The organism is Methanosarcina baikalica, assembly GCF_031461075.1.
In the GTDB taxonomy this organism is placed as follows: Archaea; Halobacteriota; Methanosarcinia; order Methanosarcinales; family Methanosarcinaceae; genus Methanosarcina; species Methanosarcina baikalica.
The window spans coordinates 1-7267 of the sequence record NZ_JAVKPK010000108.1 but is presented as its reverse complement, the minus strand read 5'-3'; the positions used below and the strand labels follow the sequence as shown (position 1 = coordinate 7267).

The following is a 7267-nucleotide window of genomic DNA, read 5'->3' as shown; positions in this document are numbered from 1 at the left end:
TATATTGCAGAATTGAAAGCCGGGGAGTTATAAACGGCAAATAAACAGCAGCATGTTCTCAATGCCTTCGAAAACTGATCCAGGTCTATCGCCTTTGTCCTCTACTATCTATCTTCTCAGAATGTCTGATTCCTCAGGCAGAATTTGTTTTGCAAAATAACCAGGAGTACCAAAAGCTGATAGCTTGTTTTGCATATTCAAAAAATGCTTGTTTTATTTTTGAAAAAATATTTGAAAAAATATAGAGTTTTTGTGCTTTTGGTTTTCAGTAACTGACTCCACGACAAATACATATCTTTAGTTGTTGTCCGGCTCCAAAAGCAGCTTTAAGTTTGAGTTCTTCTTCATTTTTCTGCCCATTTCCACTACAGAACTCTTACAAAAAATTCATGTGGGATAAACTCCTTTATTATAATTAGTATGGAACATTCAGCGGGAATTTGGTTATTTCTGGCACTGGGTCTGTTCTTCTGCCTGTTTACAGGTGTGGGGGGTGCAGACCCTGTTGCCCTGAATAGTGGGGATGTAAACCTTTCGGAACCCAGGGCTTTTGACCTTCTCTGCAAATGTGAAACAGGATGCATAGTCAATACAGTTTCCCTCTCTTCCAGCGGAAATTACCTTGCAGTCGGAGGATTTGATTACAATGTTTCTCTTTTTAATTCCGAGGGGAAGAAACTTTGGAATTATACTACAGGAGATGTGATTTATACAGTATCAATTTCTTCTGATGGGACTCGTGTAGCCGCAGGAAGTAATGATAAGAAAGTATATTTTTTTAACCGGGAAGGAGCTTTGCTCTGGAGTTACGAAACCGGGGGCAGCCTGAATAGTGTGGCGGTCTCTTCCGATGGTTCGCATGTAGCAGCTGGCAGTGAGGACGGTAAGGTTTACTTCTTTAATAGAGAAGGTAAACTTTTATGGAATTTTGATTCCGGGGATGCAGTCCGGAGTATTGCCATCTCCAGAGATGGATCTTATATTGCATCCGGGGGTTCCAATCGGTGTGTCTACCTCTTTGACAGCAAAGGAAACAATATATGGAAACAGAAGACAGGCAGTGTAATCAATAGTGTGTGTATGACTCCATCAGCTTATTATGTGGCTGCCGGTGGGTCCAATTATAACGTCTATCTTTTTGACCAGAAAGGAGAATTTTCCTGGATTCACAATCCTGCTTACTGGATAAGCAGTGTTTCGCTAACAAGTAATGGCTCATATCTTGCAGCAGGGAGTTTTGACGACAAAATCTACCTGTTTAACAGTACCGGGACAAAACTCTGGGACTATCAGGTAAAAGATGACGTCTACAGTGTGGCAGTTTCCCCGGATACATCATTCATTGCAGCCGGAAGCTGGGATGATACGCTCTATGTCCTTAGTATGGAAGGGAACGAGTTTTGGAACTACAGCTGCGGAGGAAATATCAACAGCTTATCCATTTCTCGCGATAGCTCAACCCTTGTTGCAGGAAGCGATGCAGGGGCAGCATATCTTTTTGAGCGGAATTCCACGGCTTTTGCATTGCTCTTTGGAGACAAAAGTTTTCTTTCCCAAGAAGACATTCAAGAATCTGACACAATTAAGGCAGGAGAAACCGGACTGCCGTTAAAAGAAGGTACGGCAATGACCGGAGGCGTTGAAAATATAGTTGAGATTGCTTCGGCCTCCACAGGTAAAGCGCCGGTTGATATAAAAAATAACGAAAATTCCGCTGTAGAGAACTCGGCCTCTGCAAAAAGCCCTTCAAAGCTTCTGGAATTTCTCGATTTTTTTAAATTTCCTATAGTTCTTTTACTTGCAGTTTTAGTAGTTGCATTTTACTTGAAGAAGAGAACCTTTAAAAAACAGACCCTGGATGGGGACTTTAAAGATTTTGAAAATCTTGAAGAGGAAAATAACAGGCCTGAAAATTAACAGGAAAACCTTGAAACCTCAAGTTTCAGCTCCGGAGGCTTAGACAGTAAGCTTTGCACGCTATCTATACCTCCCGCATATTAAATGATTTTCAGATTTCTTTACTTGCAGCTTCAGATAAAACTCTTGTATGGAATTCAGAATCAAGCTCATTTGCAAGCTTTTTACATTTTTCCAGGTCTATTTCGGACACCTCAACTACCGTAACTCTTGTACTGATTCCCACTTTTCTTGCTCCTTTTATAAAATCAAGTACTGCTCTGTAAGCATTTTTGTGAGTTGGCCTGCAGAGTTTGTTATATTTTTCTTCGGACTCTGCATTCAGGCTTACGGAGATGGAATCGATTCCTGCTTTTTTCAATTCCGAGATCACATCTTTGTCGGGGTTTATCAGAGCTGCATGTCCATTGGTATCAAGCCTTACTCTGATATTCCGGCATTTAAGCCAGCGTGTCACTGCAAGCACCACATCGAACCTGAGGGTCGGCTCTCCAAGGCCCGTGAATACGATTTCTCGATATTTCGAAAGATCCACGTTTTCAAGGGCGCCGATAATCTCCTCTGTTGATGGCTCTTTTGAAAGCCTCAGATCGTATCCGTAAACCCCGTCTGCAAAGTTGCGGATGCAAAATACACAGTCTGCACTGCAACGGTTGGTAAGGTTAATATAGAGATTTTTATGAGCTTCGTAGTAAATTGTGTCCATGCGATCAAAATTTATTGCATTCCTTATAACCATGACGCATTAATTCTTATTTTATCCGGAAACTTGAGATGATGCTATATATACGAATTTTTTATTGCTTTACTTCTGTTTTTCGGTTATGACTCGTGTTTTCGAGCAGAAAGTTTATAGGCAATTATGTACTTCTAAGGTTCGATCTGCAGCATTTAGCTAGCAGTATCTATGTTTCAACTCATTTACTCTCCGCATTGAAGCATTTTCAGGTTCTCTTTTAGGAATTTGGAATCTCAATGTTGACAGATGTGTGTTAAAAACCTATGATTGATGAAAAATTGCGGCATTCGCAATTTCGAAGGAGAATCTTAAATGGCACAACTAGCTAAATTCGACGTTCCAGAAGAACTTACAAACAAAGCACTTGAAGCTCTCGAGCTTGCCAGAGACACTGGAAAGATCAAAAAGGGCACCAACGAAGCTACAAAAGCAATCGAAAGAGGCAATGCGAAGCTCGTTCTGATCGCAGGAGATATCGAGCCTGCAGAGATTGTTGCTCATATCGCTCCCCTTTCCGAAGAAAAGAATGCACCTTACATCTTCATCAAAAACCAGAAAGAACTCGGTGCAGCCAGTGGGCTTGGTGTGTCCTGCGCAACGGTCGCAATCGTAGATGCAGGAAAAGCAGCTGAAATGGTTCAGGACATTGCCCAGAAGCTTGAAGCTCTTAAATAATCCTGATAACATGAGGTGCTGATTATGGCTGACGAAAGCACGACAGGCGGCTTTGCTGCTGAAGTTATTGACGTTATCGGGAATACGGGTATGCATGGTGAAGCTAGCCAGATCCAATGTAGGGTTCTGGAAGGCAGGGATAAGGGTCGTGTAATCACCAGGAACTGTGTAGGCCCTATCCGGATCGGTGACATTATGATGCTTCTTGAGACATCAAGAGAAGCAAAGAAATTGACCACCAGGTAAGAAAGCGGTGAGATAGATGGAACAGAGGAAATGCTATTTTTGCGGGAAGATGTTAGAGCCTGGAACCGGTAAGCTCTACATCAAAAAAGACGGTTCTACCTACTACATGCACTCTTCCAAGTGTGTGAACAACTTCAATCTGGGCAGGCTTCCGCGGCGTACCGAATGGACTGAGAAAGGCAGAATCCAGTTGAAAAAAGTATAAAGAAATTGAATTGCCAGTTTATTTGTTCAGATTATTAAGGTGTGCACATGGAACAGACATACGTTATGGTAAAGCCTGACGGAGTCCAGCGCGGGCTGGTTGGCGAGATCATTTCCAGAATCGAAAAGCGGGGTCTGAAAATCGTTGCTCTTAGGATGAACGTTATCAGTGAAACCACTGCAAAGGAACACTACGGTGAACATGCAGCCAGGCCTTTCTTTCCTTCCCTTATCGAATTTGTCACCTCCGGTCCCTCGGTCTCGATGGTAGTTGCCGGAAAAGATGCAGTCAGAGTTATGAGGGCTGTAAACGGGGCTACAAACCCGGTAGATGCAGCTCCGGGAACTATCCGCGGGGATTTTGCTCTGGATGTAGGTAGAAACGTAGTTCATGCATCCGATTCCCCCGATGCTGCAGCAAGGGAAATTGCAATTCACTTTAAGGACTCCGAAATCGGGAAATATTCCAGGATCGATGAAGTCTGTCTGTACGAATAAAGCAGGTGCATCAAAGCCTTTTCGCGTTTCTGAAAGTTTCAGGGCGCGATTCCAAGTCTTTGTTTATCCGGTACCTGCAAAATGGGTCCTTCCGGGTAAACCCGGACCCTTCTGGACCTGCAGCGAATAAGACGCGGGAATGAGAGAGGTTTTGCATATGACCGACAAGAAAAATTTAAGAACTCCTATAGTCTGCGTGATGGGGCACGTCGACCACGGGAAAACTACTCTGCTGGACAAAATCAGGGGTACTGCAATTGTTCGCGGAGAAGCCGGAGCCATCACCCAGCATATCGGAGCAACTGAAGTCCCTATAGATGCGATTGTCGACAAGCTCGGAGATCCAAGGCTTAGAGACCATTTCATTGTGCCAGGACTGCTCTTTATTGATACACCCGGGCATCATGCCTTTACAACCCTCAGGAGCAGGGGAGGCGCTCTTGCCGACCTTGCAATTGTTGTAGTGGATATAAACGAAGGCTTCAAGCCCCAGACCTACGAAAGCCTGCAGATCTTAAAGCGGTTCAAAACTCCTTTTGTTGTTGTTGCTAATAAGATCGACAGGATTGGCGGCTGGGTCTCACAAAAAGACCTGCCTTTTGCTGCCACTTTCAAAAAACAGTCCTACGATGTACAGGCCATGCTTGAGACAAAGCTCTATGAGGTAATAGGTGAGCTATACAACCAGGGCTTTGCAGCAGAACGTTACGACAGGGTTACAAACTTCCAGAAAATGCTGGGTGTAGTGCCTGTAAGTGCTGTCACGGGAGAAGGAATTCCTGATGTTCTGATGGTACTCCTCGGCCTGACCCAGAAGTTCCTTGAAGCAAATCTCCAGTACAGCGCCAAAGGCCCAGGAGTCGGAACCGTACTTGAGGTCAAGGAAGAAAAAGGCCTGGGTGCAACACTTGATGTTATTCTCTATGACGGCACGTTGAAAAAAGGGGATACTGTCGTTATCGGAAGCCTTGGAGAACCGATCCAGACCAAGGTCCGTGCTCTCTTAAAGCCGAGGGAGCTTTCTGAGATCCGCTACGAAAGCAAGTTCCAGCAGGTAAATAAGGTCACTGCTGCGGCTGGTGTAAAGATTTCGGCTCCCGGCCTCGAAGGTGCCCTTGCAGGCTCTCCGATAAGGGTTGCTACGGAAGAAAACCTTGATGAAATCGTAGCGCAGGTAAAGTCCGAGATAGATGAGGTCAGGATTGATACGGGTTCGGTAGGGATCCTAATCAAAGCAGATACCCTGGGTTCCCTTGAAGCCCTTGTCCATGAGTTCCGGAAAGATGAAGTCCCTATCAGGAAAGCCGAAGTAGGGGACATATCCCACAGAGATGCAATTGAAGCTTCGACAGTTGAAGACCCTCTCTATTCGGTGCTTATAGGTTTCAATGTCAAAGTTCACCCTGACGCCAGAGATTTCCTGCAGGAAAGTACTGTGAAGGTGCTCACAAGTGATGTGATCTACCGCCTGGTTGAAGACTACCAGAAATATGTAAAAGAACAGCAGGAACTGGCTGAAAAGAAGATTTTCGAAACCATTATTCGCCCTGGAAAATTCAAAATTCTTCCGGGATGCGTGTTCCGTCAGAGCAAACCCGCAGTTGTCGGGGTAAGGGTGCTTGGCGGGGTCGTGCGGACAAACGCAGATGTCATGCTTGAAAATGGGACCGTCATAGGCAAGATCAAGGGTCTGCAGTCTGACGGGGAAAACATTCCTTCTGCAAGAGTAGGCAAGGAAGTTGCAATGGCAATTGACGGCGCAACAGTCGGCAGACAGATCAAAGAAGAAGACGTGCTCTATATTAACGTGCCTGAGAGGCACGCCAAAGTTCTTGAGCACGAAATCTACAATTCCCTTTCAACTGATGAAAAGGAAACTCTTGATATTTTCCTTATGCTCAAAAGAAAAGATAATCCTTTCTGGGCAAAGTAACTGCTGATGTGCAGGGCAACAGCATGTTAAGGCTCAGTAAGAATTCGAATAAAAAGGCAATGTAAGGCAAAGGAATAATTAAAAGTAAATCTGATATTGGAGGATTTCACATGGCTAATTTCAAAGTTGTAGTATCTGACCCAAAAGAAGGGCGTGCTTACCAGCTCGATATTAAAGATGCTGAAGCAAACGCATTAATCGGAAAATCAATTGGTGAAGTTGTTGACGGTGCCATTTTCGGGCTCGCCGGATATAAAGTCAAGATCACTGGCGGCTGTGACGGCAGCGGTTTTGTTATGAAACCCGATCTTCCTGGTCCCAGAAGACAGAGAATTCTGCTTGCAGTAGGTGTAGGCTATACTCCCAAGCTTCCGGGGCAGCGCAGGAGAAAGATGATGCGCGGCAAAGAAATTGCTCATGACATCGTCCAGATCAACGCCAAGATCGTTGAATACGGGAGCAAATCCATAAAAGCCCTTTTAGGCCTCGAAGGCGGAGAAGCTCCAGCACCTGCAGAGTGATTTCAAGCTCCCGCCTGCGGGCGGGATTTGAACACTTTTTATTTTGTTTTTCTTTTTGATTTCGCCTTTTATACAAGTCGTCTATTTGTGTTTATTCTTTTTATTCGGTTTTGCTTCCATTTTATGGTTTCTGTATCTTTATTTAGCTCATCTGTTATTGGTTTTAGTGTTCTTTTCTGTTTCTTCTTGCTTCCTTTTCTCTCTTCTTTTTTCATGCCTTTTTGCCATACATGTCCCTATTCCAGAGCCAATTCCATAGAGTATTCCCTGCATGAAGTTATGAAATAAGAAGTATCCTAATAATACGCATATAGTAAAAGGCGTAATGAAACATAAAAATCGGTTTTTTATTAGAGATATTTCCATGTTTAGTATCTCCTGACTTTGCCTCTATAAACTCTGTTATTTCAATTTTGAACTAATTACAAATGGTAGCGACCGAAAGTTCTGTAAAATCTTAAATCTTAAAAAGTCACTAAACCAAATGTATAGTTTCCAACGCAACTTATTACACCTATTAATGCTTATATTTTT

9 protein-coding genes are annotated in these 7267 nt (G+C 43.7%); 7 read left to right on the top strand and 2 right to left on the bottom strand.

What is annotated here, in order from left to right; genetic code table 11:
* Window positions 1-420 precede the first annotated feature (420 nt).
* Window positions 421-1917 carry a WD40 repeat domain-containing protein gene (locus RG963_RS15930; RefSeq protein ID WP_310577263.1) on the top strand — a complete coding sequence of 499 codons (1497 nt, stop codon included), beginning with the start codon at window positions 421-423 and terminating at the stop codon, window positions 1915-1917.
* A gap of 91 nt (window positions 1918-2008) precedes the next feature.
* On the opposite strand, the gene RG963_RS15925 is transcribed toward RG963_RS15930, so the two are convergent.
* On the bottom strand, window positions 2009-2656 hold the full coding sequence (locus RG963_RS15925; RefSeq protein ID WP_396654746.1) for a TatD family nuclease-associated radical SAM protein: 648 nt from the start codon (window positions 2654-2656) through the stop codon (window positions 2009-2011).
* 312 nt (window positions 2657-2968) lie between these two features.
* Here RG963_RS15925 and rpl7ae point away from each other — a divergent pair, with 312 nt between their 5' ends.
* The 6 genes from rpl7ae (at window position 2969) to RG963_RS15895 (ending at window position 6733) form a co-directional block, all read left to right on the top strand.
* Entirely contained in the window at window positions 2969-3331 is a 363-nt protein-coding gene (gene rpl7ae / locus RG963_RS15920) for a 50S ribosomal protein L7Ae (protein WP_310577261.1), read from the top strand.
* 24 nt (window positions 3332-3355) lie between these two features.
* Window positions 3356-3577, top strand: coding sequence for a 30S ribosomal protein S28e (locus RG963_RS15915; protein WP_310577260.1), 222 nt, complete (start codon window positions 3356-3358; stop codon window positions 3575-3577).
* A gap of 16 nt (window positions 3578-3593) precedes the next feature.
* Window positions 3594-3782, top strand: coding sequence for a 50S ribosomal protein L24e (locus RG963_RS15910; RefSeq protein WP_310577259.1), 189 nt, complete (start codon window positions 3594-3596; stop codon window positions 3780-3782).
* A gap of 47 nt (window positions 3783-3829) precedes the next feature.
* Window positions 3830-4279 carry a nucleoside-diphosphate kinase gene (ndk, locus tag RG963_RS15905; protein ID WP_310577258.1) on the top strand — a complete coding sequence of 150 codons (450 nt, stop codon included), beginning with the start codon at window positions 3830-3832 and terminating at the stop codon, window positions 4277-4279.
* A gap of 157 nt (window positions 4280-4436) precedes the next feature.
* The gene (gene infB, locus RG963_RS15900; RefSeq protein ID WP_310577257.1) at window positions 4437-6212 is read left to right on the top strand and encodes a translation initiation factor IF-2; all 1776 of its coding nucleotides are present in this window, start codon (window positions 4437-4439) and stop codon (window positions 6210-6212) included.
* A 110-nt stretch (window positions 6213-6322) separates the two neighbouring features.
* Window positions 6323-6733, top strand: coding sequence for a 30S ribosomal protein S6e (locus tag RG963_RS15895; RefSeq protein ID WP_310577256.1), 411 nt, complete (start codon window positions 6323-6325; stop codon window positions 6731-6733).
* A 147-nt stretch (window positions 6734-6880) separates the two neighbouring features.
* Here the strand turns inward: RG963_RS15895 and RG963_RS15890 are convergent, their stop codons facing one another.
* The gene (locus tag RG963_RS15890; RefSeq protein WP_310577255.1) at window positions 6881-7099 is read right to left on the bottom strand and encodes a hypothetical protein; all 219 of its coding nucleotides are present in this window, start codon (window positions 7097-7099) and stop codon (window positions 6881-6883) included.
* Window positions 7100-7267: the final 168 nt, after the last annotated feature.